Annotated in this window: 24 protein-coding genes and 1 tRNA gene; 4 read left to right on the plus strand and 21 right to left on the minus strand. The window is 59.9% G+C overall.

Annotation, left to right across the window (positions count from 1 at the left end):
* Positions 1-5: 5 nt before the first annotated feature.
* The 4 genes from VJ369_RS14810 to VJ369_RS14825 all read right to left on the minus strand — a co-directional run bounded on the left by VJ369_RS14810 (position 6) and on the right by VJ369_RS14825 (position 3,021).
* Positions 6-551, minus strand: a complete 546-nt coding sequence (locus VJ369_RS14810; protein WP_324092823.1) for a dihydrofolate reductase family protein — start codon at positions 549-551, stop codon at positions 6-8.
* Positions 552-619: 68 nt separating this feature from the next.
* Positions 620-856 carry a hypothetical protein gene (locus VJ369_RS14815; RefSeq protein WP_324092824.1) on the minus strand — a complete coding sequence of 79 codons (237 nt, stop codon included), beginning with the start codon at positions 854-856 and terminating at the stop codon, positions 620-622.
* A complete protein-coding gene (locus VJ369_RS14820) occupies positions 853-2,094 on the minus strand; it encodes an anion permease (protein ID WP_324092825.1) in 1,242 nt (413 codons plus the stop codon). Before VJ369_RS14820 ends, VJ369_RS14815 begins: the two co-directional genes overlap by 4 nt.
* Before the next feature lie 309 nt (positions 2,095-2,403).
* Complete coding sequence (locus VJ369_RS14825) at positions 2,404-3,021, minus strand: ANTAR domain-containing response regulator (protein ID WP_324092826.1); 618 nt, start codon at positions 3,019-3,021, stop codon at positions 2,404-2,406.
* 187 nt (positions 3,022-3,208) lie between these two features.
* Here VJ369_RS14825 and VJ369_RS14830 point away from each other — a divergent pair.
* A tRNA-Leu gene (locus tag VJ369_RS14830) sits at positions 3,209-3,290 on the plus strand.
* Positions 3,291-3,476: 186 nt separating this feature from the next.
* On the opposite strand, the gene pyk is transcribed toward VJ369_RS14830, so the two are convergent.
* The 11 genes from pyk to hisI form a co-directional block, all read right to left on the minus strand.
* Complete coding sequence (gene pyk, locus VJ369_RS14835; RefSeq protein ID WP_324092827.1) at positions 3,477-4,988, minus strand: pyruvate kinase; 1,512 nt, start codon at positions 4,986-4,988, stop codon at positions 3,477-3,479.
* An 84-nt stretch (positions 4,989-5,072) separates the two neighbouring features.
* The gene (locus tag VJ369_RS14840) at positions 5,073-6,542 is read right to left on the minus strand and encodes a glutamate synthase subunit beta (RefSeq protein ID WP_324092828.1); all 1,470 of its coding nucleotides are present in this window, start codon (positions 6,540-6,542) and stop codon (positions 5,073-5,075) included.
* Positions 6,535-11,148 carry a glutamate synthase large subunit gene (gene gltB / locus VJ369_RS14845; RefSeq protein ID WP_324092829.1) on the minus strand — a complete coding sequence of 1,538 codons (4,614 nt, stop codon included), beginning with the start codon at positions 11,146-11,148 and terminating at the stop codon, positions 6,535-6,537. Before gltB ends, VJ369_RS14840 begins: the two co-directional genes overlap by 8 nt.
* A 363-nt stretch (positions 11,149-11,511) precedes the next feature.
* On the minus strand, positions 11,512-12,492 hold the full coding sequence (lgt, locus tag VJ369_RS14850) for a prolipoprotein diacylglyceryl transferase (RefSeq protein ID WP_324092830.1): 981 nt from the start codon (positions 12,490-12,492) through the stop codon (positions 11,512-11,514).
* Positions 12,493-12,495: 3 nt separating this feature from the next.
* A complete protein-coding gene (gene trpA, locus VJ369_RS14855) occupies positions 12,496-13,278 on the minus strand; it encodes a tryptophan synthase subunit alpha (RefSeq protein ID WP_324092831.1) in 783 nt (260 codons plus the stop codon).
* On the minus strand, positions 13,279-14,538 hold the full coding sequence (gene trpB / locus VJ369_RS14860; RefSeq protein ID WP_324092832.1) for a tryptophan synthase subunit beta: 1,260 nt from the start codon (positions 14,536-14,538) through the stop codon (positions 13,279-13,281). It abuts the gene before it with no gap.
* An 85-nt stretch (positions 14,539-14,623) separates the two neighbouring features.
* On the minus strand, positions 14,624-15,448 hold the full coding sequence (gene trpC / locus VJ369_RS14865; RefSeq protein ID WP_324092833.1) for an indole-3-glycerol phosphate synthase TrpC: 825 nt from the start codon (positions 15,446-15,448) through the stop codon (positions 14,624-14,626).
* 1 nt (position 15,449) lies between these two features.
* Positions 15,450-15,698 carry an HGxxPAAW family protein gene (locus tag VJ369_RS14870; protein WP_105673674.1) on the minus strand — a complete coding sequence of 83 codons (249 nt, stop codon included), beginning with the start codon at positions 15,696-15,698 and terminating at the stop codon, positions 15,450-15,452.
* A 147-nt stretch (positions 15,699-15,845) separates the two neighbouring features.
* Positions 15,846-16,433: a Trp biosynthesis-associated membrane protein gene (locus tag VJ369_RS14875; RefSeq protein WP_324092834.1), complete on the minus strand. Its 588-nt coding sequence runs from the start codon at positions 16,431-16,433 to the stop codon at positions 15,846-15,848.
* Entirely contained in the window at positions 16,430-17,992 is a 1,563-nt protein-coding gene (locus VJ369_RS14880; RefSeq protein ID WP_324092835.1) for an anthranilate synthase component I, read from the minus strand. Before VJ369_RS14880 ends, VJ369_RS14875 begins: the two co-directional genes overlap by 4 nt.
* Before the next feature lie 79 nt (positions 17,993-18,071).
* Complete coding sequence (hisI, locus tag VJ369_RS14885) at positions 18,072-18,473, minus strand: phosphoribosyl-AMP cyclohydrolase (protein ID WP_324092836.1); 402 nt, start codon at positions 18,471-18,473, stop codon at positions 18,072-18,074.
* 116 nt (positions 18,474-18,589) lie between these two features.
* Here hisI and VJ369_RS14890 point away from each other — a divergent pair, with 116 nt between their 5' ends.
* From VJ369_RS14890 to VJ369_RS14900, 3 genes are all read left to right on the plus strand, one after another.
* Complete coding sequence (locus VJ369_RS14890; RefSeq protein ID WP_324092837.1) at positions 18,590-19,249, plus strand: TIGR03085 family metal-binding protein; 660 nt, start codon at positions 18,590-18,592, stop codon at positions 19,247-19,249.
* A 134-nt stretch (positions 19,250-19,383) separates the two neighbouring features.
* On the plus strand, positions 19,384-20,016 hold the full coding sequence (locus tag VJ369_RS14895; protein WP_324092838.1) for a DUF6318 family protein: 633 nt from the start codon (positions 19,384-19,386) through the stop codon (positions 20,014-20,016).
* A 27-nt stretch (positions 20,017-20,043) separates the two neighbouring features.
* A complete protein-coding gene (locus VJ369_RS14900) occupies positions 20,044-20,919 on the plus strand; it encodes a hypothetical protein (RefSeq protein ID WP_324092839.1) in 876 nt (291 codons plus the stop codon).
* A gap of 84 nt (positions 20,920-21,003) precedes the next feature.
* Here the strand turns inward: VJ369_RS14900 and hisF are convergent, their stop codons facing one another.
* From hisF to VJ369_RS14930, 6 genes are all read right to left on the minus strand, one after another.
* Complete coding sequence (gene hisF / locus VJ369_RS14905; RefSeq protein WP_096253822.1) at positions 21,004-21,774, minus strand: imidazole glycerol phosphate synthase subunit HisF; 771 nt, start codon at positions 21,772-21,774, stop codon at positions 21,004-21,006.
* Between the two features lie 26 nt (positions 21,775-21,800).
* Positions 21,801-22,649, minus strand: a complete 849-nt coding sequence (hisG, locus tag VJ369_RS14910; protein WP_324092840.1) for an ATP phosphoribosyltransferase — start codon at positions 22,647-22,649, stop codon at positions 21,801-21,803.
* 136 nt (positions 22,650-22,785) lie between these two features.
* Positions 22,786-23,049 (minus strand): phosphoribosyl-ATP diphosphatase, encoded by a 264-nt coding sequence (locus tag VJ369_RS14915; RefSeq protein WP_105674940.1) that lies wholly within the window; start codon positions 23,047-23,049, stop codon positions 22,786-22,788.
* 71 nt (positions 23,050-23,120) lie between these two features.
* Positions 23,121-23,594 (minus strand): 6,7-dimethyl-8-ribityllumazine synthase, encoded by a 474-nt coding sequence (gene ribH, locus VJ369_RS14920; RefSeq protein ID WP_324092841.1) that lies wholly within the window; start codon positions 23,592-23,594, stop codon positions 23,121-23,123.
* Positions 23,595-23,627: 33 nt separating this feature from the next.
* Complete coding sequence (ribB, locus tag VJ369_RS14925) at positions 23,628-24,851, minus strand: 3,4-dihydroxy-2-butanone-4-phosphate synthase (RefSeq protein ID WP_324092842.1); 1,224 nt, start codon at positions 24,849-24,851, stop codon at positions 23,628-23,630.
* Complete coding sequence (locus VJ369_RS14930) at positions 24,851-25,474, minus strand: riboflavin synthase (RefSeq protein ID WP_324092843.1); 624 nt, start codon at positions 25,472-25,474, stop codon at positions 24,851-24,853. Before VJ369_RS14930 ends, ribB begins: the two co-directional genes overlap by 1 nt.
* Between the last annotated feature and the right edge of the window lie 5 nt (positions 25,475-25,479).

A 25,479-nucleotide genomic window follows, 5' to 3' on the forward strand; every position in this document is an offset into this window, starting at 1 on the left:
GGCAGTTAGGAAATCGCGTAGCTGGAGGCGAAGATGTCGTCTCCGAGCTCGCGAATTTTCAGTTCAGACAGTTGCGCCTTAGCGTTACGCCCAAAGATGTTCACCCCGCTGCCCAGGAACACCGGCACGGTGATCACCGTCAGCTCATCAAGTATCCCGGCCTGAATGAATCCGCCAGCCAAATCCGCTCCACCAACCAGCCAGACATCGCCTGCCCCGGCACTTTTGGCGATATCCCGGCTCCAGAAACTAATTTCACCGCGAATAAAGGTGAGGTCGGTATCGGGCAGCGTAGGCAGTTCGTGATGCGTGAAAATCCATACCGGCTTGGTGCCAAAAGGCCACTGCAGGTGCCCTTCGCTGACGTCCCGGACGATGGTTTCGTAGGTTTTCCCGCCGATCACCACCGCGCCGATGCTGTCAAAAAACTCTTGCATGTCGCCGCGGAATCCGGCGAGTTCACGAAAGGGGCGCAGCCAGTGCGTATCGCCGGCCTCATCGGCCACAAAACCGTCGATGGAGGCACCCACGTAGTACTTGAAGCTTGTCATAGCTCCAGTCTAGGGGTGCCTCCATCGAAGGCAATATTTAGTTGTGAGGCACTACCGGTGAGGCGCAGCTACGCGCCCAGAATTGCCCGGCTCAACTGCGGAACGATAAGCACCACGCCGAAGAGCACGATCACGCCGCACACGCCGAAGCAGAGGTACGCGCCGAACTTACTGACCGAGGTATTACTGTCTTCGTCGCGAGCCACGGCAAGTAGCCGGACTCCAAAGGAATAGGCGGTCACGATGCAAAGGGCCGCAATCCAGCTAACCAGCGCAACGATAAGAAATGCTGACCAATCGATCATGAGTTATCTGGCTCCTTGTCCATGGCTTCCTGTGCAGCCTTGCGGGAAGCCTTCGCTTCAGCCTTAGCACGAGCACGGCGCTCCTTCTTCGACAGAATGTTCACCGCAGCACCCGAATTATCGATGTCTGACAGGGTGTCTTCGTGTCCCACATGGTTCTTGCGTGACAGGTACCAGAAGAGCAGCAGCATTCCGACACCGACTACGGCGACAATTCCCACGCCCACCGCACCGGTGTGGGTGAGCCAAGCGGCTAGGCCGCCGATGATGGCCGCCGCTGGAAGGGTGAACAACCAGCCCAAAGCGATACGGCCGGCGGTACCCCAGCGCACCTCGGCGCCTTTACGTCCCAGTCCGGAACCGATGACGGAACCGGAAGCGACCTGAGTGGTCGACAGTGCAAAGCCCAGGTGTGAGGAGGTGAGGATCGCCGATGCGGTAGAAACCTCGGCGGCAAAGCCCTGTGCTGGCTTAACATCGGTGAGTCCCGAGCCCATGGTGCGGATGATGCGCCAGCCACCGGTGTAGGTGCCAAGCGCGATCGCGATCGCACAGGTAGCCACAACCCACAAGTGCGGGCCGGTGCCTGCGGTCTGCAGGCCGGAGGCAACGAGTGTTAGCGTGATAACGCCCATGGTCTTCTGCGCATCGTTGGTGCCGTGGGCAAGTGCCACGAGCGACGAGGAGAAGATCTGTCCGTAACGGAAGCCACCGCGCTTAGGCGAGGCACCGTTTTGACGTTTGGTTATTGAATACGCCAACTTCGTGCACAGGTACGCGGAGATACCGGCAATCAGCGGAGCGCAAAGTGCTGGCAGCAGCACCTTGGACAGCAGCACGCCGTAATCGATAGCGCCAAACCCGGCACCGACGATCGCCGCACCCACCAAGCCACCAAACAATGCGTGGGAAGAGCTTGAAGGAAGTCCGAGCAACCAGGTGAATACGTTCCAGACCACTGCACCCATCAGACCCGCAAAAATCATTTCGGGCATGATTTGCACGCCCGTAGTGGGGTCCTCGTTGATGATGCCGCCTGAAATAGTCTTTGCTACCTCGGTGGAGAGGAACGCGCCGACAAGGTTCAAAATTGCGGCAAGAGCTACAGCCTTTTTTGGAGTGATTGCTCCGGTTGCGATTGGAGTGGCCATCGCATTGGCCGTGTCATGGAAACCATTGGTGAAGTCGAAAAACAACGCCAAGGCGATGACAAGGACGACGATTAGCGTCAAATCCATTGAATACCAGCCTGAGGGTCGAACGGCAAGGAAAAAGAACTTGGGCTGAGAGTGTCAAAATCCGGTGCAAAGAGTGTCGTGCCGGATTGGGCTCAAAGCGCAATTTCAATCTTATGCCCCTGAGCAGATACGTCAATCTGAACTGTCAACGCCTAAGCGGCAAAATCTGGGTGAACAGTTAGCGTGCTTTGACCAAACTCGCGCAAACTGGCCGGATTATTTCATTTTTAAACTAAAAAATGTGCGCCAAACCATAGGTGGCTTGACGCACATGGCCGGGTTTCCCGGCGTTGGAGTACTTTGCTTCGGTTATTTAACCTGGTCGATCACGGTGTCTGCGACCTGGCGCATGCTCAACCGGCGATCCATGGAGGTTTTCTGGATCCAGCGGAATGCCTCTGGCTCGGTCAACCCCATCTTGGTAATCAGCAGCGATTTCGCTCGATCGACCAATTTACGGGTTTCGAACTGTTCTGCAAGGTTGCTCACCTCGGATTCCAAGGCGCGCAGCTCATCGTTGCGGGAGATCGCAATTTCAATCGCCGGCGTGAGATCCGCAGGAGTGAAAGGCTTGACCACGTAGGCCATGGCACCGGCTTCCCGTGCGCGCTCCACCAGTTCCTTCTGGCTAAACGCGGTGAGCAGGACTACCGGGGCGATGCGCTCCTTGACGATGCTCTCCGCGGCGGTAATACCGTCCATCACCGGCATTTTCACGTCCATCAGAACCAGGTCAGGCTTTAGTTCACGCGCCTTCTCCAGCGCGCTTTGCCCGTTGTCGACCTCGGCGACCACGTCGTAGCCTTCGGAGCGGAGGATTTCGACGATATCCAAGCGGATCAGCGTCTCATCCTCGGCCACGAGCACCCTGCGCGCACTGGCGGGCGCCTCGGAGGGAATTTTGGTGATTTCTGGTAGCTCGCTCATAGGGCGCCTTCCTTCGTGGTCTGCGTTTCTGCCGGGGTGCTGACAGAAGTAAAGAATTATTTCTCCGCGAGCCGCGCTGCTCCGGTTTCCTATCTAAGCCTACTTGCATGTACGATTATCGAGGCGATGACGCGAGGTTCCCAATTAGGAAATCTGCGAAACCTCTAGTAAACTCGTCAATGTGCTCGCCCAAGTGGCGGAATCGGTAGACGCGCTGCACTCAAAATGCAGTATCGAAAGATGTGTGGGTTCGAGTCCCACCTTGGGCACAAAGCAGATGCCGTCGAACAGAGTGAAAACTTTGTTCGACGGCATTTTTTGTTAACTTCCGAACCCAAATGTGACGCATGTCGCAAAAATACTAAATACCCCACGGCAACGAAAAAACCTGCCCGCACACCTCACATTCGAAAGGCGTGCGGGCAGGTTCTTAGCTAAGTACCCGAAACCGTGGTTTACAGGTCTTTAGGCGTTGAGACGTTCGATGGTGCCCACGGTCCCACGTGCTCACGGACTGGCATCGGCTTGCCGTCAACCAGCTGCCCGGCATCGGCCAGGTCACCGACCTTGTGCACGCGTAGTGAGTTGGTCGAACCAGCCTGTCCCGGAGGGGAACCGGCAGCGATGCAGACCAGGTCGTTGATCTGCGCCAAGCCTTCGCTCAGCAGCTGTTCGTCAACCTGTGCGGTCATCTTATCGGTGTGATCCGCGTAAGCGACCAAACGAGCCTGCACGCCCCACATCAGCGTCATGATGTTGTAGGTCTGCTGCAGTGGGGTGAAAGCCAGCACAGGCTTCTTCGGGCGAAGGCGCGACAGGCGACGGGCCGAATCACCGGACTGGGTGAAGGCGACGATGTATTTAGCGTCGAGCTGATCGGCGATCTCCACCGCGGCGCGGGTGATCGCGCCGCCGCGGGTCTTCGGCTGCGAGCCCAGGCGTGGGATGCGATCCAGCCCGTGCTGCTCTGTGGAAGAAATGATGCGAGACATCGTCTCCACAGTTTCCACTGGGTAAGCACCTACGGAGGTCTCCCCCGAAAGCATGACCGCGTCGGCGCCGTCAAGCACCGCGTTAGCGCAGTCCGAAGCTTCCGCGCGAGTTGGGGTTGGCGATTCGATCATCGATTCGAGCACCTGGGTGGCGACGATGACCGGCTTAGCCCAGCGGCGAGCAAGCTCTACCGCACGCTTCTGCACCAGTGGAACTTCTTCCAGCGGCAGCTCCACACCCAAATCGCCACGGGCGACCATAATCGCGTCGAAGGCGTGGATGATTTCTTCGAGGGCAGCGACTGCCTGCGGCTTTTCGATCTTGGCGATCACCGGCAGGCGGCGGCCTTCCTCGTCCATGATTTCGTGCACGCGTTCGATGTCGCTCGCGTTGCGCACGAAGGACAGAGCAACCATGTCCACGCCGGCGCGAATGGCCCAACGCAGATCGTCTTCGTCTTTTTCACTCAGCGCCGGCACATTAACCGCTACGCCAGGCAAGTTAATACCTTTATTGTTCGATACTTCGCCGCCGACCACTACCTCGGAGCGGACCTCGGTGTCGGTGACTTCAAGTGCTTTGAGCTTGACTTTGCCGTCATTGATCAACAGGAAGTCGCCGGGCTGCACGTCGGTTGGCAGGCCCTTAAACGTGGTGGAGCACAGGTTGCGTGTGCCTTGGATGTCTTCGATGGTGATGGTGAACTTCTCGCCGACCTCCAAGATGAACTTGGCGTCGTCCTTGAAGCGTCCCAACCGGATTTTAGGGCCCTGCAGGTCGGCGAAGATACCGACCGCACGTCCCACCTCGGCGGCTGCATTACGCACATTCGCCAAAGACTGAGCGTGCATGGAGTAATCCCCATGGCTCATATTTAGTCGGGCGACGTCAACGCCCGCTTGGAGTACCGCTACTGTGTTTTCATAGCTAGCTAGGGCCGGGCCCCATGTTGCCACAATTTTTGCGCGTCTCATACCGTCAGCCAAATGCCTTTCAAGTTTACATAGGCAAAATGCGACGAACCCATGGTGGATTCGTCGCATCAAAGCTTATGCCATTCAAATGATGCTGATGGCTCTATCATTTGGAGCAACAGGTGCAGGAAGGTTAGTCGAACCCGTCAGGAATTTATCGACCGAGGCGGCGCATGCACGACCCTCGGCGATAGCCCAGACGATCAGCGACTGCCCCCGACCAGCATCTCCGGCGACAAACACCGCTTCGGTATTTGTCATGTAGTAGCCATCTCGGGCGACGTTGCCCCGGTTGTCAAAATCGATGCTCAGCGCCTGGGTAAGTCCGGAAGGTTCCGGACCGGTAAAACCAAGAGCCAGCAGTACCAGATCCGCTTTGAGTACACGTTCGGTTCCAGGCTTCGGCAGGCGCTTGCCAGCAACGATCTCTGTCTCTGCAACTGTAACACCGATCACCTTATTTTTCTCTGTTCCCTCGCCGGAAACGAAGTTCACCGTTGAGGCGAGATAACTGCGTTGCCCACCTTCCTCATGCGAAGATTGCACCTCAAAGAGCAACGGCATCATCGGCCACGGCTGATTTTCGCCGCGTTCGCCCGGCGGTTTCACACCGATCGCCAGCGTGGTCACCGAGGCGGCTCCCTGACGCAGTGCGGTACCGATACAGTCCGAACCGGTGTCCCCTGCGCCAAGCACGATCACATGCTTGTCTTTGGCGTCGATGCTGGTGCTCTGCTGTGCACCGGAAACCACACGATTGCTCTCGGTGAGAAACTCCATCGCATGATGCACCCCGCCCAGCTCACGCCCGGCAACGGGCAGCTCACGCGGGACAGTGGAGCCCGTGGCAACAACCACCGCGTCATAGTCGCGGCGCAGCTGCTCCCAGCTGATGTCCTTGCCAATCTCGATGCCGGTGCGGAAGATCGTCCCTTCGGCTTCCATTTGCGCCAGGCGCAGATCGATCACCTGCTTTTCGAGCTTGAAGTCAGGAATGCCAAAGCGCAGTAATCCGCCGATCGCCTCGTCACGCTCATACACCGCCACGGTGTGGCCGGCGCGGGTCAACTGCTGCGCGGCCGCTAGGCCGGCCGGGCCCGAACCGACGATCGCCACACGGTGCTCGGTCTGACGAGCCGGCGGGTATGGCACAAAATCGCCTTGCTCCATCAGGTGTTCGGCCAGCTCGGCCTCGACCTGCTTGATCGTCACCGCAGGCTGGTTGATGCCCAGCACGCAGGCAGCTTCACAGGGAGCCGGACACAGTTTTCCGGTGAACTCCGGAAAATTGTTGGTGCTCAGCAGCCTGGCGGCAGCGTCGTCCATCCGACCCCGGTAGGTCAGGTCATTAAACTCCGGGATCAGGTTTCCCAACGGGCAACCGTTATGGCAGAAGGGGACGCCACAGTCCATACAGCGGCCGGCCTGCGCCGTTAAGGTGCCCATCGTTTGACGTTCGACGACCTCGCGGTAGTCCATCAGGCGGATCGGAACCGGACGTTTAGGTTGGGTGACGCGATCGGTTACCTTCAAAAAACCTCGTGGATCAGCCACGGGTCACCTCCAAAATTTTGCTCCACACCTGCGGCGAATCGGGATTTTCCCCATCAGCGGCGGCCTGGGCACGAACTTGTTGAACCGCGGCGAAATCGCGCGGAATGATGCTGCTCAGGCGTACCCGGGTGTTTTCCCAATCGAGCACCAAACGTTGCGCCAACGGTGAGGCGGTCAGCGCAATATGCTCGGTGAGCAGCGCAAAAATGCTCTCCGCCTCCGCATCGGTGATGGCGCCGACCAGCAAATCGCCCTGGGCGGCAGCCAACGGGTTCAGTGTGGCCGGATCAAAGTCCAGCACCCAGGCGGTGCCACCGGAGAACCCGGCGCCGAAGTTGCGCCCGGTCTGCCCCAGAATCAGCACCTGGCCGCCGGTCATGTATTCACAGCCGTGTTCGCCGATGCCTTCGGTGACAATCGACGCTCCCGAATTACGCACCGCAAAACGTTCGCCAACCATGCCGTTGATGAACAATTCACCGCTCGTTGCGCCGTAACCGACAACATTTCCGGCGATCACCTGCTCCTCTGGTTGAGACAGGGTGGTATGCGGCGGATGAATAGCAATCCGGCCCCCTGACAAGCCCTTGCCCACGTAGTCGTTGGCGTCCCCGGACAATTGCACGGTGATCCCAGCGGGTAGGAATGCGCCCAGTGACTGGCCTGCGCGGCCGGTCAGATTCAGCTGGATCGTGTCCGCTGCCAACTCCTGAATTCCGAAGGTTTTGGTCACGTGGTGGCCAAGCAGCGTACCCACCGAACGGTCGGTGTTCACGATCTGTGCATTGAGCACCACCGGAAGCCGATCGCGTAAGGCCGGTTGCGCAGCGGCTAACAACTTCTGGTCCAGATGCGCGTCCAACCCATGATCTTGGCCGATCCGGCGGCTGCGCGCTGCAAGTTCCACGGCCGGCACATGAGTGATCGCATCCAGCGCCAACCCCTGTATTTTTTCATGCGCGGCTAGCTGCGAAGCGGACCCGGTTAATAGTTCAACCCGGCCGATAACTTCTTGCAGCGTGCGCGCCCCCAATGAGGCCAGCAACTCGCGTACCTCTTCGGCGATGAACTCGAAGAAGTTCACCACAAATTCGGCCTTGCCGGTGAAGCGCTCACGCAGCTTAGGGTTCTGCGTGGCGACGCCTACCGGGCAAGTGTCCAGATGGCATACGCGCATCATGATGCACCCAGAAACCACCAGCGGAGCGGTGGCAAAACCGAACTCTTCGGCACCCAGCAGCGCACCAATGAGCACATCGCGCCCGGTCTTCAGCTGTCCGTCCACCTGTACGGTCACCCGGTCGCGCAGTCCATTGAGGATCAGCGTCTGCTGCGCCTCGGCGAGGCCCAGCTCCCATGGGGTTCCGGCATGCTTGAGCGAATTCATCGGGCTGGCACCGGTACCACCGTCATGACCGGAAATCAGGACCACGTCGGCCTTGGCCTTCGCGACCCCGGCGGCCACGGTGCCAATGCCTGATTCGGAAACCAGCTTCACATGCACCCGCGCCGAAGGGTTGGAGCACTTTGCATCGTGAATCAGCTGGGCGAGGTCCTCGATCGAGTAGATATCGTGGTGCGGCGGTGGCGAAATCAGTCCCACACCCGGGGTGGAATGACGCGTTTTAGCCACCCACGGGTAAAGCTTCTGGCTCATCAGCTGGCCGCCTTCCCCGGGCTTGGCACCCTGGGCCATCTTGATCTGGATGTCATCGGCGTTAGTCAGGTAGAGACTGGTCACCCCAAAACGGCCCGAAGCGATCTGCTTCACCGCGCTGCGGCGTGCCGGATCGAGCAGGCGTTCGGGATCTTCGCCGCCCTCACCGGTGTTAGATTTTGCCCCGAGCTGGTTCATCGCGATCGCCAGCGTCTCATGGGCCTCGGCGGAGATCGAGCCGTAGCTCATCGCCCCGGTAGCGAAACGCTTCACGATCTCACTGACCGGTTCCACCTGATCAATGTCGATCGGGGTGATCCCGGCGGTATCGAATTCCAGCAGACCACGCAGGGTTTTAAGCTGCGTTGCCTGATCGTCCACCGCCTGGGTGTACTGCTTGAACACGTCATAGCGCCGGGTGCGAGTGGAGTGCTGCAGGCGGAACACTGTTTGCGGGTCAAAAAGATGCGGTGGCCCGCTGCGGCGCCACTGATACTCGCCGCCGGTTTCCAGCTCATTGGGCTGGGCGCCGCCAGAATTTTCCGGGTAGGCGCGCGCGTGGCGCGCGGCAGCCTCGGCGGCCACCACCTCCAGCTCAATGCCCGAAAGCTTCGTGGTGGTACCGGTAAAGTACTGGTCGACCACGCGCTTGGACAGCCCGATGACTTCAAAGGTTTGCGCGCCGCAGTAACTGGAGACCGTTGAAATGCCCATTTTGGACATAATCTTCAGCACTCCCTTGCCCAGCGCCTTGCGCAGGTTCGAGCTGGCCAGTGCGCCGTCGACCCCGGGCAATTCGCCCTGCTCGGCCAGTTCTTCCACGGATTCCAGGGCCAGATACGGGTTGATTGCCGAAGCACCGTAGCCGATCAGCGCGGCAATATGATGCACCTCGCGGGCATCGCCGGATTCAATAATCAGTGACACGCGGGTACGGTTTGAGCTTTTCAGCAGGTGGTGGTGCACCGCGGAGGTCAGCAGCAACGACGGGATCGGTGCCCACGCGGCGGAGGAATCGCGGTCCGAGAGCACCAGGTAGCGCACCCCACGGTTCACCGCGGCGGAGACCTTCTCACAGATTTCCTGCAGCCGGGCCCGCAGCTCGGACTCGCCGCCGGCCGGACGGTACAGCCCGCGCACCTTCAGCGAGTACTTCTCCCCCTTGTCATCGCGCAAATTCACGATCTTGGCCAACTGGTCGTTGGAAAGCACCGGGTAATCAAGGGAAATATGGGTCTGCGGCACGCGGTCCAGCGAGAGCAAGTTGCCATCGGGACCAATGCTGGTACCCATGGAGGTGACCAATTCTTCACGGATCGCATCCAGCGGCGGATTAGTCACCTGGGCGAAGGACTGAGTGAAGTAATCAAAGAGCAGACGCGGACGATCCGCCAGCGCGGCGATGGGTGTGTCGGTGCCCATTGCGGCCAGTGGTTCGGCGCCGGTGCTCGCCATTGGCGCCAGCAGGATGCGCAGCTCCTCGGTGGTGTAACCGAAGGTCAGCTGGCGCAATTGCACCGAGGCCGACGAGTGGCGCACATGTTCAAGATCTGGAAAATCATCAAGCGTCTTCAGGTTTGCGGCCACCCATTGGCGCCAGGGTTTAGCGGCTGCCACCTGTGCTTTGATTTCCGCGTCGGGCACTATCCGCCCACCGGCCAAGTCCACGGCGAACATTTTGCCCGGGGCCACGCGGCCCTTGGCGAGGATATGCTCCTCTTCGGTGTCGATGACGCCGACCTCGCTGGCGAGCACCACCAGGTCATCGTCCGTCACCCACCAGCGGGCCGGACGCAGACCGTTGCGGTCCAGCACGGCGCCGGCCATCTGCCCATCGGTAAAGCACACCGCGGCCGGGCCATCCCACGGTTCGATGAGCATCGAGTGGTATTCGTAAAAGGCGCGCAGGTCCGCGTCCATGGTTTGGTCGTTCTCCCACGGCTGCGGGATCATCATCATGATCGCTTCGCTGACGTTGCGCCCGGAAAGCATCAGCATCTCGGCGACCTCGTCAAAGGAAGCCGAATCCGAGGCGCCGGGCGTGCAGATCGGGAACAGTTCCTCGGGGACCTCGCCAAGCAGCGACGAGGACAGCGTGGACTGCCGGGCACGCATCCAGTTGCGGTTGCCCTTGACGGTGTTGATCTCGCCGTTGTGTGCGATGCTCCGGAAGGGTTGGGCCAGCGGCCAGGAAGGGAAGGTATTGGTGGAAAAACGGGAGTGGACTATCGCGCAACGGCTGGCGAAGCGCGCATCGGACAGGTCAGGGTAAAACGGTTCGAGTTGCGCGGTGGAAACCATGCCCTTGTAGACGATGGTTTGGGCCGAGAATGAGGCGAAATACACGCCGATCTTGTTATGCGCGCGGCGGCGGATGCGCCAGGCCGCGGCGTCTAATTCACGACTGCTCAACGCCGTGGCGGAGCCGGTGACAAAAAATTGGGTGATCCTCGGCATCACCTTGCGTGCGGAGGCGCCGAGTACCGAGGCGTCAACTGGCACCTCGCGCCAGCCCAGTACGCGTAGCGACTCTTCGGCCGCCAGCGCTTCCAGCTCGTTGCGGGCAAATTCGGCTTCGCCGGGCTCGGCCGGCAAAAAGCCCATGCCTACGGCGTAAGTTCCGGCGGCAGGCAAGTCAAATTCGGTGACCGCCCGGAAAAATCCATCGGGCAGATGCAGCAAAATGCCTGCCCCGTCGCCGGTGCCTTCATCGGCACCGATCGCGCCGCGGTGCTCCAGCCGGCGCAGCGCCGTCAGTGCATGAGTCACGATCTGATGCGAGGCAGCATTTTTCAGCGAGGCGATCATTGCCAAACCACAGGCGTCCTTTTCCGCGGCGGGATCATATAAACCCTGTGCCGGTGGAATCGCGGAGAATCGGGTGAAGGGCGAGGTAACTTCCCCGCCTAAACCTGGCGAGGCGTTCAGCTGGACTCCGGTCGTGCTCATGAGCGTGCCTTTCGTGGGGTGTGCGGTGATAGGCGGGCCGGGCCGGGCCGATAAATTGCTGATCGGTAATCTCTGCCGCTCGCCATACCTGTGTTGCAGGGTGCAGGAATCCACCGCGCTGTGGTTCTTTTCTGCGTCCGATCGGGCTCACCGAGGGCAGGACCGATCGGACGTGTAGCTTCACAATACGCGCGATATGTTTCTTGCTGGCACGCAGTTTTGTTTCGAAAATGTTAATGAAGGCTGAAATCCACGGTGCCGGTCCGCATCAATAGCGTTAAATTCTGCGCGGCTGGCACAAAAAACCGGGGAGCAGACACTAGGTGTCTGCTCCCCGGTTTGTACCGCTGTCTGGCTCAATGCTCAGGCTGGCGGTGGGAATTGATCATCGGTCGGCGATGTCTTCTCGACCCCGGTAGGTTTCAGCTTCTGCTGCGGCGCGGACTCGGACGCACCGGCTTGGACCGCAGCCGGTTCCCGGCCGTCGGCGAATAACGAATCTTTACCCTCGGGGCGCAGCTTAGCCAGCACATAGCTCAGCGCCAGCGATCCGAAAATTACCAAGCCGATGGCCAGCCACTGGTGGATGCGCAGCGACAGCGGCCCGATGGTGATGATTTCTGCCGGATCCAGGCGCAGCGACTCGGTGAAGGTGCGGCCGATGCCATACCAGATCACGTAGCAGCAGAACATCGCCCCGCGGCGCAGTTTGAACTTCTTATCCAGCGCGAGCAGCACCACCACACCCAGGACATTCCACAGTGATTCGTAGAGGAATGTGGGGTGAAAGAGCGTATCGGCCGGCAGTCCGTCCGGGAAGTTGTAGTGTTCCGGGTCGATCTGCAGTCCCCAGGGCAAGGTGGTCGGCGCGCCAAAGAGCTCCTGGTTGAACCAGTTGCCCCAGCGTCCGGCGGCCTGGGCCAGCAATACGCCCGGCGCCACCGCGTCGATAAACGCCGAAAGCCGTACTCCGGTGCGCCGGCAGCCTATCCACGCACCGACGATGCCCAGCGAGATCGCCCCCATAATGCCTAGTCCGCCCAGCCACAGCTGCGGAATCTCGGCCCAGTGCGACTGCTGCCCGCCAAGCCCAAAATAGTAGCCGGGATCGGTAATCAGCACATGGTAGAGCCGTCCGCCGACGATGCCAAAAGGAATCGCCCAGATAACGATGTCCCAGAGCTGATCCGAATCCCCGCCGCGGGCGCGCATTCGCCGGCTGGTCAGCCAGAGCGCCAGCACGATGCCCACCAGGATGCACAGCGCATAGGCGTGGATGGTCAGCGGGCCGATCGAAAACTTGGAAAACTCGACCGGCGGAGATGGGATGGAAGCCGGAAACATCGGTTAGGCCCGCCCGCTCAATGCCGCGGCCAGGCGGCCCACGGCCGGCACTCCCCCGTCACGCAGCGCGGCAACAAGTGCGGTACCGACGATCACGCCGTCGGCGTAGCTGCCGATTTCTTGCACATGTTCGCGGCGCGAGACGCCCAGACCGACACAGGCGTTTTCCGCGCCGGCGCCATGTGCCGCGTCCACGACCGCTTGGGCGGCGGAGGATACCTCGGAGCGCGCACCGGTGACACCCATCAGCGAAACGCAGTAGACGAATCCGGTCGATGCGTCGACGGTTCGTTTCACGCGGGCCTCGGTGGAGCTCGGGGCGATCAGAAAGACCCGCTCCAGTCCGTACTTCTCACTGGCGGCAAACCACTCATCGGCTTCGTCGGGCACCAGGTCCGGGGTGATCAGACCGGCGCCGCCAGCTTCGGCAAAGCGCCTGGCAAATTCGTCCACGCCCAGGCTGAGCACCGGGTTCCAATAGGTCATCACCATCACGGCCGCGCTGGTACGCTGGGTAATTCCGCGCACGATGTCAAAAATCTGCGAGACACGGAAACCGTTGGCCAAGGCCTGCACCGTGGCTTCCTGGATCACCGCTCCGTCCATCACCGGATCCGAGTAGGGGATGCCCATTTCAATAACATCCACACCGTTCTCGGCTAGCGCGACGGCTGCCTCGATGCTGGTTTCCACATCCGGGAAGCCCGCTGGCAGGTAGCCGATCAGCGCAGGACGCCCCTCGGCTCGTGCCGCCGCGATTTTTTCTGCACTTGTCACACGCGACATCTAGTTGCCTTCCGGGGTGTTTGCTGCATCTTCTTCGAGCATTCCAAACCATTGTGCGGCGGTGGAAACATCCTTGTCCCCACGCCCCGACAGGTTCGCGATAATGATCGTTTCCTCGGGTTGTGCACCCTCGGCGAGCTTGCGCTGGGCCAGGCGGATGGTACCGGCCAAGGCGTGAGCGGACTCGATCGCCGGCAGAATGCCCTCGGTGCGGCACAGGATCTTAAACGCGTCCATGGCCTCGGTATCGGTGACCGGCTCGTAGTGCACCCGGCCGATGTCGGCCAGGTAGGAATGCTCCGGGCCAACGCCAGGGTAATCCAAACCGGCGGAAATCGAGTGGGATTCGATGGTCTGACCGTCATCGTCCTGCATCAGGTAGCTCTTCGCGCCGTGCAGCACGCCGGGCTTGCCCAGCGTGATGGTGGCTGCGTGGCGGCCGGTATCCACACCGTCGCCGCCGGCCTCGTAGCCATAGAGTTCAACGTCTTTGTCGTCCAGGAAACCGTGGAAGATGCCGATGGCGTTCGAGCCGCCGCCGATGCAGGCGGTGACGGCATCCGGTAGGCGTCCGGTCTGCGCGAGCACCTGTTCGCGGGCTTCTTCGCCGATGACCTGGTGGAAGTAACGCACCATGGCGGGGAATGGGTGTCCTCCGGCAGCGGTGCCCAACAGGTAGTGGGTGTTGTCCACGTTCGCGACCCAGTCGCGCAGCGCTTCGTTGATCGCGTCCTTCAGCGTTTGGGAGCCAACGGTCACCGGGATCACCGTGGCGCCGAGCAGCTGCATGCGCGCGACGTTCAACGCCTGCCGGCGGGTGTCTTCGGCGCCCATGTAGACCACGCATTCAAGGCCCATCAACGCGGCCGCGGTAGCCGAGGCGACGCCGTGCTGGCCGGCTCCGGTTTCCGCGATGATCCGGGTTTTACCCATGCGCTTGGCCAGCAGTGCTTGGCCGAGCACGTTGTTGATCTTGTGGCTGCCGGTGTGGTTGAGGTCTTCACGCTTCAGAAAAATCCGCACGCCGCCGCAGGCCTGCGCGGAGAAGCGCTTTGCCTCGGTGAGCAGTGAGGGGCGTCCGGAGTAGTTCCGGTTGAGCTCTTTGACCTCTTCAATGAAGGCTGGATCGGCCTTGGCATCCTCAAAGGTCGCCGTCAGTTCGTCCATTGCAGCCATGAGGGATTCGGGCATCCAACGTCCCCCATACTGGCCAAAGTAGGGTCCACTTGCATGTTTCAACGAGTCATCCGATGCGTTCATCGACTCCCTCTTTCTTGAAAATGTTGGGCGATGCCCCGCCAAGGAGCGTTCCTAGGCGGGGCATCAAATACTGGATGCGCCGTGGTCAGCGTGCCGGTTTGGCAGCTGTCCCGGCGGCGATGAACTGCGCAACGGTGGCCTGCGGGTCAGCGTGTTTCACCAACGCCTCGCCCACCAGAATGCCGTCGGCGCCGGCTGCCGCATAGGTTTGCACCTGTGCCACCGACTCCACCCCGGATTCGGCGATGATCACCGCGTCCGGCGGCAGCAGCGGAGCAAGCTGCGCGAAGGTGTCTACGTTCACGTCGAGCGTTTTCAAATTGCGCACGTTCACACCGATAATTTTTGCTCCGGCCTTGACGGCCCGGACGATCTCTTCTTCGGTATGCGTCTCCACCAGCGCGTTCATGCCTAGCTGGTGAGTCAATTGTAGGAAACTGGCCAAGGTTTCATCATCCAGGGCCGCAACAATTAGCAATATCAGGTCCGCACCATGGGCGCGGGCCTCGTAAATCTGGTACTCATCGACCGTGAAGTCCTTGCGCAGCACAGGAATGCGCACCGCAGAACGCACCGCGTCCAGATCGGCCAGAGAACCGCCAAAACGCCGGGCTTCGGTCAACACCGAGATGACCGACGCGCCTCCGGCCTCGTAGGCTGCGGCAAGTACCGCTGGTTCCGGGATCTGCGCGAGCGCTCCCTTGGAGGGGGACTTGCGTTTGACCTCGGAGATCACCTTCAAGGTGGTGTCCCGGGCGCTCTGGTCGCGGTGTCCACCGAGTGCTGCGTAGGCATCGAGCGCGGCCGGAGTGTCCCGCGCGGCGGCTTTGACCGATTCCAGACTCAGGATGGCGCGACGGGCGCCCAGGTCTTCCCGGACGCCCGCGATGATGTCATCAAGTACGCTCAATTTAGTGTGCTGCTCCGCTGCGCGAACCGCCCACACCGAAACCGGCCTTCTTCATGATCCAGCCGACGATCAAGCCGAGCACTACGACGCCGATGCTCGCGTACACCACGGTGGAGTTGTGGAATGCGAAAGCGATCCCGCCGATGATGAAGCCGATGGTCATGATGCCGACGCAGGCCCAGGCTGCGATCGAGTTGCCGTGGCCGATTTCTTCGGTGTAGACCGGATCAATCTCGGTGTTTTGCGACATAACTAGATGTGTCCCTTTACTCTTCTGGGGGTGCGCTCCGTCTGCGTGAGACGGTCAGCGCTTTGGTCTTCGATTACTATTCTGCCACTTGCCCGCGCCGTTGGCCTATTCCACGGCGCTTCATTTCACCCAGGTGGCGGCCATCACTTAGCGTTCGCCGGTGGTGGGGTCCTCGCCCTTGGACAGCTGCTCCCAATCGGAAATGCCCCGCGATTGAGCATCCGCCGGCGGCTGCCCGGCGGTATCAACCTTCCGGTCGTACTTTGAGCTCTTCTTCCAGCGCCCGCTGATCACCAGTACTAGCAGGCCTTGGAGCACGATGACCGCCCCGGCCAGCACGGTGATCGCGGGCCATGCGGACACCGCATAATCTCCGGCGCTAGTGGTCAGCCCGGTGGCCTCCGCGACGGCACTGGCCGCCGCCGCTTGCGGGTTAGCCAGGGCGCTGATTCCGGAGGTGATCACGGAGGCCCCGGCTAGGACGGTAATAACCCCGATGATGTAGCGCGCGATCTTCCCGGCGATCAGCAGCGCCAGCGCTCCGGCCAGCACCGCCACACAGACGGCGGTGACCGAGGCCGCTGCGGTGGATCCAGCAACAATAATCTGCGGGACCTGCACGGTGCCCGATTCCACGTCGACGGTAATCCAGGTGCGCGTCGCGGTCCAGAGGCCCAGCAACGCACCGAGCACACCGAGCAGCGCGGTATTGCGGGCAGATAGGTGTTTGTTCACTTGCTTTCACCAATTTCGGTTTGGGCTTGGCGCATCGTTGCGGCGGCATATACCGCACGCAGCGGAGCCGCAGCCTTATTCACGGTTTCCAGCGCTTCATCGGCGAAATTCGAATCGTTCACGATACCGCCCCCGGCCTGCACATAGGCACGGCCGTCCTTGAGCAATGCGGAGCGGATCGCGATGGCCATATCCATGTCGCCGGCGAAATCCAGATAACCCACCACGCCACCGTACACCCCGCGGCGGTATGGTTCGTACTGATCCAGGAGCTGCAAAGCGCGCGGCTTGGGCGCCCCGGACAGGGTGCCGGCCGGGAAGGTGGACGCGAGTACGTCGTACGCGTCGACGTCCTCACGCGCCTTCCCGACCACATTGGAAACCAGGTGCATGATGTGGCTGAAGCGTTCGACCTCCATAAACTGGGTGACTTCCACGGTGCCCGCCTGGCAGACCCGGGAGAGATCATTACGCGAGAGATCCACCAGCATCAGGTGCTCGGCGCGCTCCTTCTCATCGGCCAGCAAGGACTTTTCATAGAGCTGGTCTTCTTCGTAGTTTGCCCCCCGTGGCCGGGATCCGGCGATCGGGTGCGTGACCACGTGGGAGTCGTTGACCGTAACCAGCGCCTCCGGGGATGAACCGACGATCTGGAACGGCTCGCCATCCTCGTTTTCAAAGTTGAACAGGTACATATACGGGCTCGGGTTCGTCGCCCGCAGCACCCGGTAGACGTCCAACGCGTCGGCCTGCGTTTCAAGTTCAAAGCGCCGTGAAACAACGATCTGGAAGACTTCCCCATCCACAATCGCCTCTTTGGATTTGGCCAGCGCGTCCAGGTACTGGTTTTCCGCCCAGGAGTGTGTAACCTCTTCCATCAGCTTCTCGCGCGGCACATCGGTGCCCTGCAAGGTGGTGGCAGTCGTTTCCAGGGGGCTGCCCAGCTGATCGAGCATCGCCTGCAGTCGAGCCACCGCGCCATCGTAAGCCTGCTCCACGCGTTGCGCGCTGCCGTCAAAGTTGATCGCATTGGCAATCAGCGTCACGGTCCCCTCGGTTGCATCGTGAGCTGCCATGTCGGCGACCAGATTCATGCTCAGTTCCGGGATGTTCAGGTCATCGATCGGCGGATTGGGCAGATGCTCCCAGTGCCGCACGCATTCCCAGCCGATGAAACCGACCATGCCGCCGGTCAAGGGCGGCATCCCCGGGATCGGTTCGGTGTGCAGCGCGCGCACGGTGTCACGCAGAACCTCCACGCTCACCCCACCGGTGGGCAGCCCCTCGGGCACATGCCCTTGCCAATAGGCTTCGCCGCCGCGGGTACTGAGCGTCGCCGGCGAGTTCACCCCCACAAAGGAGTACCGGCTCCACACCCCACCGGGGGCGGCGGACTCCATCAAGAAGGTGCCCGGCCGGCCGCCAGCCAACGAGCGGTATAAACCGATCGGGGTCAGCGAATCTGCCAGCACCGAAATGGTGACCGGAATGACGCGGCGGTTCGGCGCCATGGCCAAAAAGGCTTCGCGGGACGGGGAAATCTTGCCTAGGGTTTTCATTCAACTTCTTTTCAACGCTTAAACTCAGGTGATGCCGCCCGAAAATCGGCCCGGGCGCGGCCGTACTACCGGCGCAGCACTAGCTCGGGCGGTGGCCGATGGCGGCCGGCAGCTCACGATCGGTGAAGCAGGATTGCGTGCCCGTATGGCAAGCGGCTCCCACTTGATCAATCTTGAGCAGTAGCGCGTCGCCATCGCAGTCCAGCGCGGCAGACTTCAGATACTGCGAGTGCCCGGAGGTATCACCCTTGCGCCAATATTCCTGCCGTGAGCGCGAGTAAAAGGTGACGCGCCCGCTGGACAGGGTGCGGCGCAACGCCTCGTCGTCCATCCAGCCAAGCATCAGCACCATCCCGGTATCATGCTGCTGCACGATCGCGGCGAAGAGCCCATTGGCATCACGCTTTAGTTTTTGCGCGATCTGCGGGTCAAGTTTTTCTGTTTCGGTGCTCGAATTCGAGCCACTATGCGAAGTAGACATCCCCTTTAGCATACTGGGTTTCAGCGTCTAGGTGCCCGAGCATGACGCACCGCTGAAAGCCAAAGTTAACCGTTGGGCGACACCCGCCGCATGGAACGCGCAAGAACCTGCTGTACGTGCTAGTTTCAGAGGTGATGCACCTAGTTCAAGCTTCCCGTTTAGCGTTGGCCGAGACCCTGCTCGCAGCAGGCCCCACCGCCGATACCCTGTGCGCCGGTTGGCAGACTCGGCACCTCGCCGCGCACCTCGTTCTGCGCGAAAATTCATTGCTCAGCGCCGGCGTTGTACTCAAGCCAGTCGCTTCGAAACTTGAAGCGCGCCTGCAGGAGCTCGCCGATGAATCGCAAACCCCCGAACGCTATACCGCCCTGGTGCGACGATTCCGTTCTGGGCCGAAAAGTTATTCGCCGTTCGCATTTGAGAAACTTGATAAGGCGCTGAACCTGAACGAGTTTTTCATTCATACCGAAGATGTTCGACGTGCGCGCAGCCAGTGGGCCCCGCGGGTACTGGACAAGGAATACACCGAGCTATTGTGGCAATCACTGCTCAAAACCTCGCGTTACTTTTTCCGCAAAGCTCCGGTTGGAATCATTCTCTGCCGCCCCGACGGACAACGTCATGTCGCAAAGAAAGCGCCCAACGCGGTTTCCGTCAATGGACCGGTGACCGAATTGACTATGTATGCCTCCGGCCGCACCTCTGAATCCCTAGTCACCTTCGAAGCTGGCGAGAGCGCGTTACAAATTATCCGCGGATACCACCCTTCGCTTTAACTACGTTCGGCACTTTTCCCAGCCGAAGGTCTATCTTTCGATATCCACAGGTTTCGGCTTAGCTCTCCCAATAGCCGTGCAATGGGTCTAGGCTAACGCTCACACGCTATCCTCGACATGCTCGGAGAGTTCTGATGAACACTCGGAAAAATGCAATGGCACGATCGATCCTTTTGGCCTGTGCATTGACGGTTACCGCCTGCACCGGCGGTGCTTCTCCCCCGCAGCCTCCAGAATCGGCTTCACCCTCAGTTGAAAAATCCCCTTCACCGACGCCATCGCCATCTCCGACGAAGCCCAAGTATCAGCCAGCGACGGCTAAAGGTCCCGCGAAGAATGTTCCAAAGCCTGAAATGCCAAAGCTTGCTAAGGAGCATAATGAGGAAGGCGCAATCGCTTTCGTCAAGTACTACTTTGACGTAATGAACTACTCATTGGAGACCTACTCCGTCGATGATTTGATCGCAATTACGAACCGGACTTGTCGTATTTGCGGTGATAACTTCATCGATCCAATTCAGAGCCACGCAAAAAAGAAATACTGGCAAGTTGATGGAAAGTATCGAACAAACGTTTACGGGGTAAAGCTAATCTCTGATGATGAGGCCCTTGTCGAGTTCGGTGCTAGAACGGACAAAGTAGCGGTTTATTCAGCCCCTGCGCAAAAAATTGCGGACAGCCCTGCTAGGAAAAAGGAAGCATTAGGGATTGCGACTCTCCGGTGGGATAAAGCTTGGAAGATGTCTCAAGTAGATTTTTCGAAGTGATCCCCAATGCTAAAAGTCCTGCTCTTAGTGGCAATTGTCGCCTCACCGTACTTCACCTGGTCTCAGCAAGACATCGCTCGCAGTGATTGTAATGAAGTAATTGAATTCATAGAGGACCACGGCGAAACGAAAAAGAGAGAATGTCGCGAGACTCTCCCTGAGAAGGATCGTTTTTACAACGACAATATTGATGAACGTAAGCGAGATAAAAATCCATCGAAACCGCTATACGAAATCCAATACCTCAACCCCTGCTCCGTTGGTATTGAGCATATGCGTGGGTGTCACCATAATCCTGACGCTATGTTGTGCGAAGATGGTTCGTCCCCATACACGCGTATTATTCGATTCATAGAAGGGCCACGAAAAGGTGAGCAGATAATCGCTCATGGACTCTGCCCAGGAGAAGAAACCCCGCCAAATATTCCCGATGCTGAGTTGCGCCAAGAACAGGTCATAGTCAGTCCATCGAAATTTAGAAGTTTACCGATACTTGCTTCCAAGGTTAAAAGCGATCCTGAAAAGTTCTCTCTCCGGAATGGAAACTCACATTTCTGGGCCGATGCTGTGAGCCAAAATTTCAACATAAGTATGAATGGTGAACCAGTCAGAGTGAAGGCCATTCCTGACGGTTGGAATTGGAAGTACGGTGACGGAAACACGAGGAACCTAGATTTCCCGGGAGAGCCAGCTCCAAACCATACACTCCGTGATGAGACACCAACAAGCCACTCCTATAAAGAAACCGGTACCTACAGTGTCGGACTCACGACATTGTTTCGAGGCGAGTTCAGCGTTGATGGCGGACCTTGGCAGTCAATTCCGGGGCAAGCTGCGGTACCTAGCGACCCCATTGAAATCGATGTGTGGAGAACCAAGAAGGAACTCATCGCCCGTGACTAGTTAGTCAATAGCAACAAGGGTTAACGTACAAAGATGGGCCAGTTCATTCTCAGTGAACGAACTGGCCCATCTTAGAAACACGTATTAGCGGACCGGGTAACCAGCTTCGCGAATTTTATCTTTGACCTTGGCGATCATGTCGGTAGGGCCGAAGTGGAAGATCGAGGCAGCCAATACCGCGTCCGCGCCGGCTTCGATCGCAGGCGGGAAGTCTTCGGGCTTGCCCGCGCCGCCGGAAGCGATCAGTGGAACCTTCACCGCGGCACGCACGGCACGAATCATTTCCAGATCAAACCCGTCCTTGGTCCCGTCGGCATCGATCGAGTTCAGCAAGATCTCACCGACGCCACGCTCGGCGGCATCCTTTGCCCAAGCCACCGCGCACATACCGGTGCCTTTGCGGCCACCGTGAGTGGTGACCTCGTAACCGGAGGCGATGTTTGGATCGTCGGTACGGCGTGCATCGAGCGAAAGAACCAATACCTGCGAACCGAATCGTTCGGTAATTTCGTTGATGACCTCAGGTCGAGCCACCGCGGCGGTGTTGATCGAAGCCTTATCAGCACCGTTGCGCAGCAGACGATCTACGTCCTCTGCGGCGCGCACTCCCCCGCCAACGGTCAACGGAATGAAAACTTCTTCTGCCGTATGCCGGACAACTTCAAAAGTTGTTTCGCGATCGGAGCTGGATGCGGTGACGTCGAGGAACGTCAGTTCGTCGGCTCCGGCCAGGTTGTATCGGCGGGCGAGTTCCACCGGGTCACCGGCGTCACGCAAGCCTTCAAAATTGATGCCTTTAACTACCCGGCCGGCGTCAACGTCAAGGCAGGGAATGACACGGATTGCTACGGTCATGAGCTGTTTCTCCTGAGTTGGCGTGGCTAGATGCGGCAAGCGTGGATCTGGCTGACCAGAATCGCGCGGGCGCCGACGTCGTACAGCTCGTCCATGATGTTGTTGGTCTGCGATTTTTTGACCATTGCGCGCACCGCGCACCAGTCGGAGTTCGCGAGGTCAGAGACCGTAGGCGACTCTAAGCCAGGGGTCAGCGCGCAAGCCTCTTCGACCTGTGTGCGGCGGATATCGTAGTCCAGCATCACGTACTGGCGCGCAACAAGCACACCAGAGAGGCGGCGAATCAGCACGTCAAGTCCGGCTGGCTTGTGTCCGACCCGGCCAATAAGCACGGCTTCGGACTGGAGCAGTACGTCGCCAAAGATTTCCATCCCGGCAGCCTTGATGGTGTTGCCGGTCTCGACAACATCGGCGATGGCATCGGCTACGCCAAGGCGTACCGAGGATTCCACCGCGCCGTCGAGTCGGACAACGCTGGCGTTGATACCATTCTTCTTCAGGAAGTGGTCAAGCAGAATGTCATAGCTGGTGGCAATGCGCTTGCCGTTGAGTTCGTCGATGGAACTGAACGCGCCCACCGGGGCGGCAAAGCGGAAGGCCGACTTGCCGATTCCGAGCGAGAGCTGCTCTTCCACGTCGTCGTCTACATCGGCGTCTAGGTATAGATCGCGACCGGTGATTCCAATGTCCAGGATTCCTCGGCCGACATAGACGGCGATATCGCGGGGGCGCAGGTAGAAGAACTCAACCTGGTTCTCCTCGTCGACGAGTACCAATTCGCGGGTGTCGCGTCGCTGGAGGTAACCGGCTTCCTTGAACATGGTGGAAGCGATTTCGGACAGTGCGCCTTTGTTGGGCAGGGCTACGCGTAGCATTTATTTACTCGTTTCATGAGTGTGGCGCTGCGGCGAGATGCCAAAAACAAGCGCCAAGGGATTAGTTGGCCGTTGTTACTGCCGCCGGGCGATGCCTGCGACCGAGTTGAAAAACCCGGTCGCAGCAGCGCGACGGCTAAAGATGCTTGTAAACGTCGGCCAAGGATAGACCCTTGGCAATCATCAAAACCTGCAAGTGGTAAAGCAGCTGGGAGATTTCTTCCGCTGTTTCTTCGTCACTTTCGTACTCGGCAGCCATCCATACTTCGGCGGCTTCCTCGACAACTTTCTTGCCGATGCCGTGGACACCCGAATCGAGTTCGGCGATGGTACGAGAGCCTTCCGGGCGGGTTTGGGCCTTGAGCGACAATTCGCTGAAGAGCTCGTCAAAAGTTTTCACGTGCACCAGCTTATCGGTTTTCCGGCCAACGCTCGAACTTCGAGCTCGCTTTGTGACGCCAAAACCCTATTTCAGCGTAGCGCTGCGACGGTCATCACAGCGGCGGAGAAGGCTTCGTAGCCTTTATCTTCGCTGGAGCCTTCCAAACCTGCCCGATCCAGCGCCTGCTTTTCGTCATCGCAGGTGAGCACACCGAAGCCCACCGGGGTGCGGGTATTTACCGAAACGTCGGTGAGCCCGTTAGTCGCCGCCAGGCAGACGTAATCGAAGTGCGGGGTTCCGCCGCGGATAACCACGCCGAGCGCGACCACGGCATCGTAGTTCTGTGCCAGATGGCTGGCGGCCACTGGTAACTCGAAGGTCCCCGGTACGCGGATAAGAGCGGGTTCGATGCCCGCGTCGCGAGCGGCACGCTGCGCGCCGTCGATCAGGCCATTCATGATGACCTCATGCCAGCTGGCGGCAATGATCGCGACTTTAAGACCGGAGAGGTCAAGTGCCTTCAGTTCATCGGCGACGTTGCTCGGGGCTCCGTGCTTGCTCATGGGGTTCTCCCTAAAATTTTGTTTGAAGCTTTATTAGAAGGTCGTTTTAGTGTGCGGCAATTGCAGGTCGTGGCCGAAGCGCTGCTGTTTGGTGCGCAGGTAGCTTTCATTTTCGCTGCGCGGGGCGATGCGGCTGGGGACCAGCTCGGTGACCTGCACGCCGGCTTGGATGAGCTGTGCCTGCTTATCGGGATTGTTAGTCAGCAAGCGGATCTCATCGATACCCAGGTGTTTGAGGATGGCGGCGACCGCGAAGTATTCGCGCGCATCCGCCGGGAAGCCTAAGTGCAGGTTTGCGTCGAGCGTATCCACACCCTGTTCTTGCAGCGCGTAGGTGCGCAGCTTGTTGAATAGCCCGATGCCCCGGCCCTCATGCCCGCGAACGTACACCAGATGTCCGCCCTCGGCGGCAATCTGCTCCAGTGCCGCATGAAGCTGCTCGCCGCAATCACAACGGTAGGAGCCAAAGACGTCGCCGGTGAGGCATTCAGAGTGAATGCGCACCAGGTTCGTCGGTCCATCCACGGTGGGGGCCGGGTGGCTGAGCACGATGTGTTCATGGCCTTCCACGGAGGCCGCCCGGGCGCTGAAGATACCAAAGGGGGTGGGTAGCTTGACCGCTTCGGTCAGCGCGATTTCGTCGTTGACCCGGCGCCAGCGGGCCAAATCGTCGATGCTGATCAGCGGCAGCTGGTGCTCTGCAGCGAAAACGCGCAGCTCATCGAGGCGCATCATTGATCCGTCGTCGTTGACGATCTCTCCGATCACACCCACCGGTTCAAGTCCCGCACCGCGGCAGAGGTCCACGGCCGCTTCGGTGTGTCCGCGGCGTTCAAGCACGCCGTTGGCTGCGGCGCGCAGCGGGAAGATGTGCCCTGGCCTCGATAGCTGGGCCGCCACCGTGTCAGGATCGGCCAGAAGACGTGAGGTCAGCGCCCGGTCAGCGGCCGAAATTCCGGTGCTGATCCCGCTAGCGGCATCGCAGGACACGGTGAAAGCGGTGCCTTTAGAATCCTGGTTGATACCGACCATCGGCGCCAGGCCCAGCTGATCGGCGCGGGCAGCGTCCAAAGGCACACAGATTACCCCGGAGGTGTAACGGATCGTGAAACCCATCAGTTCTGGGGTGGCACATTGCGCGGCGAAGATAATGTCACCTTCGTTTTCGCGGTCTTCGTCGTCCACTACTACTACCGCGCCACCGGCGGCAAGCGCGGCTAAGGCGGCAGGGATCGAATCAAGTTCCTTGCCGGCCATTAGTTCCGGCCTCCAAACTCGTTCAGCCGTGCCACGTACTTGGCCAGCACGTCTACCTCGATGTTGATGGCGTCGCCCAGTTGGCGGGTGCCCATCGTGGTTTCCTGCAGGGTGATCGGAATGATGCCGACCTCCACCCAGTGCGCTCCGGTGGCGCTTGCCGGGGACACCGCGGTGATCGTCAGCGAAATGCCATCAAGTGCGATGGAGCCTTTTTCCGCGGTGAGCGGTGCGTAGTCATCGGGTACCGAGATGCGGAAGGTGGTCCACTGTCCGTGATCCTTGCGGGCCAGTACGGTGCCGACCGCGTCGACGTGGCCCTGCACGACATGCCCGTCGAGCCTGGCCCCGGCAGGGGTGCAGCGCTCCAGGTTGACCACCGACTCCGGATGCAACGCTCCGGTGCTGGTGCGCCGCAGGGTTTCACCCATCACGTCCACACTGACGGTGTCGCCATCTAATTCGGTGGCGGTCAGGCACACGCCGTTGACCGCCAGAGAGCCACCTAGGCCCAGGTCTCCGGCGTGGCCGGGAGCCTTGAGCGTGAGCACGGCGAGGTCTTGCTCGGGTTGGTTGGTGATTGCCAGCACCGTTCCGGTGCCGGTGATAATTCCGGTAAACATGCTGT

Source organism: Glutamicibacter sp. (assembly GCF_035257265.1).
Lineage (GTDB): Bacteria > Actinomycetota > Actinomycetes > Actinomycetales > Micrococcaceae > Glutamicibacter.

Excerpts from the sequence above, each read along its gene's own strand:
- VJ369_RS14810 (WP_324092823.1), bottom strand. The coding sequence starts at position 551 with ATGACAAGCTTCAAGTACTACGTGGGTGCCTCCATCGACGGTTTTGTG.
- VJ369_RS14815 (WP_324092824.1), bottom strand. The coding sequence starts at position 856 with ATGATCGATTGGTCAGCATTTCTTATCGTTGCGCTGGTTAGCTGGATT.
- VJ369_RS14820 (WP_324092825.1), bottom strand. The coding sequence starts at position 2,094 with ATGGATTTGACGCTAATCGTCGTCCTTGTCATCGCCTTGGCGTTGTTT.
- VJ369_RS14825 (WP_324092826.1), bottom strand. The coding sequence starts at position 3,021 with ATGAGCGAGCTACCAGAAATCACCAAAATTCCCTCCGAGGCGCCCGCC.
- pyk (WP_324092827.1), bottom strand. The coding sequence starts at position 4,988 with ATGAGACGCGCAAAAATTGTGGCAACATGGGGCCCGGCCCTAGCTAGC.
- gltB (WP_324092829.1), bottom strand. The coding sequence starts at position 11,148 with ATGAGCACGACCGGAGTCCAGCTGAACGCCTCGCCAGGTTTAGGCGGG.
- lgt (WP_324092830.1), bottom strand. The coding sequence starts at position 12,492 with ATGTTTCCGGCTTCCATCCCATCTCCGCCGGTCGAGTTTTCCAAGTTT.
- trpA (WP_324092831.1), bottom strand. The coding sequence starts at position 13,278 with ATGTCGCGTGTGACAAGTGCAGAAAAAATCGCGGCGGCACGAGCCGAG.
- trpB (WP_324092832.1), bottom strand. The coding sequence starts at position 14,538 with ATGAACGCATCGGATGACTCGTTGAAACATGCAAGTGGACCCTACTTT.
- VJ369_RS14870 (WP_105673674.1), bottom strand. The coding sequence starts at position 15,698 with ATGTCGCAAAACACCGAGATTGATCCGGTCTACACCGAAGAAATCGGC.
- VJ369_RS14880 (WP_324092835.1), bottom strand. The coding sequence starts at position 17,992 with ATGAAAACCCTAGGCAAGATTTCCCCGTCCCGCGAAGCCTTTTTGGCC.
- hisI (WP_324092836.1), bottom strand. The coding sequence starts at position 18,473 with ATGTCTACTTCGCATAGTGGCTCGAATTCGAGCACCGAAACAGAAAAA.
- VJ369_RS14895 (WP_324092838.1), top strand. The coding sequence starts at position 19,384 with ATGAACACTCGGAAAAATGCAATGGCACGATCGATCCTTTTGGCCTGT.
- hisF (WP_096253822.1), bottom strand. The coding sequence starts at position 21,774 with ATGACCGTAGCAATCCGTGTCATTCCCTGCCTTGACGTTGACGCCGGC.
- hisG (WP_324092840.1), bottom strand. The coding sequence starts at position 22,649 with ATGCTACGCGTAGCCCTGCCCAACAAAGGCGCACTGTCCGAAATCGCT.
- ribH (WP_324092841.1), bottom strand. The coding sequence starts at position 23,594 with ATGAGCAAGCACGGAGCCCCGAGCAACGTCGCCGATGAACTGAAGGCA.
- ribB (WP_324092842.1), bottom strand. The coding sequence starts at position 24,851 with ATGGCCGGCAAGGAACTTGATTCGATCCCTGCCGCCTTAGCCGCGCTT.
- VJ369_RS14930 (WP_324092843.1), bottom strand. The coding sequence starts at position 25,474 with ATGTTTACCGGAATTATCACCGGCACCGGAACGGTGCTGGCAATCACC.